The sequence below is a fragment of the Polaromonas sp. P1_E12 genome, from assembly GCF_056405975.1.
Genome location: NZ_JBFUBB010000016.1, coordinates 1 through 1,629, shown reverse-complemented (window position 1 = coordinate 1,629; position 1,629 = coordinate 1). Strand labels below are relative to the sequence as shown.

At 61.2% G+C, this 1,629-nt stretch carries 1 protein-coding gene; it reads right to left on the bottom strand.

The genetic code is table 11. The features are described from left to right. Positions 1-1,629: HAMP domain-containing protein (locus tag AC1D13_RS23140; protein WP_477690379.1), on the bottom strand; the 1,629-nt coding region annotated here is incomplete at both ends.

Below are 1,629 nucleotides of genomic sequence, written 5' to 3'. Positions count from 1 at the left end.
CACCCGTGTCACTTCAGAGGCAAATGACCGAAGCTGATCCACCATGGTGTTGATGGTGTTCTTGAGCTCCAGAATCTCGCCCTTCACGTCCACCGTGATCTTCTTGGAGAGGTCACCGGCCGCCACGGCGGTCGTCACCTCGGCAATGTTCCGCACCTGTGCCGTCAGGTTGGAGCCCATGGAGTTGACCGAATCGGTCAAATCCTTCCAGGTGCCGGCCACGCCCTGCACGTCGGCCTGCCCGCCCAGTTTGCCTTCGGTGCCCACTTCTCGTGCCACCCGCGTCACCTCCGAGGCAAACGATCGCAACTGATCCACCATGGTGTTGATGGTGTTCTTGAGCTCCAGAATCTCGCCCTTCACGTCCACCGTGATCTTCTTGGAAAGGTCACCGGCCGCCACGGCGGTCGTCACCTCGGCAATGTTCCGCACCTGTGCCGTCAGGTTGGAGCCCATGGAGTTGACCGAATCGGTCAAATCCTTCCAGGTGCCGGCCACGCCCTGCACGTCGGCCTGCCCGCCCAGCTTGCCCTCAGTACCCACCTCGCGCGCCACACGCGTCACCTCCGAGGCAAACGATCGCAACTGATCCACCATGGTGTTGATGGTGTTCTTGAGCTCCAGAATCTCGCCCTTCACGTCCACCGTGATCTTTTTGGAGAGGTCGCCCGCCGCCACAGCCTTGGTCACCTCGGCGATGTTGCGCACCTGGCCGGTCAGGTTGGAGCCCATGGAGTTGACCGAGTCGGTCAAATCTTTCCACGTGCCGGCTACACCTTGCACATCGGCCTGGCCGCCCAGTTTGCCTTCGGTGCCCACTTCTCGTGCCACCCGCGTCACTTCAGACGCAAAAGACGAGAGCTGGTCCACCATGGTGTTGATGGTGTTCTTGAGCTCCAGAATCTCGCCCTTCACGTCCACCGTGATCTTCTTCGAAAGATCACCGGCCGCCACAGCCGTCGTCACCTCGGCAATGTTGCGCACCTGGCCGGTCAGGTTGGAGCCCATGGAGTTGACCGAGTCGGTCAAATCTTTCCACGTGCCGGCTACACCTTGCACGTCGGCCTGCCCGCCCAGCTTGCCCTCAGTACCCACCTCGCGCGCCACACGTGTCACTTCAGACGCAAAAGACGAGAGCTGGTCCACCATGGTGTTGATGGTGTTCTTCAGCTCCAGAATTTCGCCCTTCACGTCCACCGTGATCTTCTTGGAGAGGTCACCGGCGGCCACGGCCTTGGTCACGTCGGCAATGTTTCGCACCTGTGATGTCAGGTTACCGGCCATGAAGTTCACGTTGTCGGTCAGATCCTTCCAGGTACCGGCCACTCCCTGCACGTCGGCCTGCCCGCCCAGCTTGCCCTCAGTACCCACCTCGCGCGCCACCCGTGTCACTTCAGAGGCAAATGACCGAAGCTGATCCACCATGGTGTTGATGGTGTTCTTGAGCTCCAGAATCTCGCCCTTCACGTCCACCGTGATCTTCTTGGAGAGGTCACCGGCCGCCACGGCGGTCGTCACCTCGGCAATGTTCCGCACCTGTGCCGTCAGGTTGGAGCCCATGGAGTTGACCGAATCGGTCAAATCCTTCCAGGTGCCGGCCACGCCCTGCACGTCGGCCTGCCCGCCCAG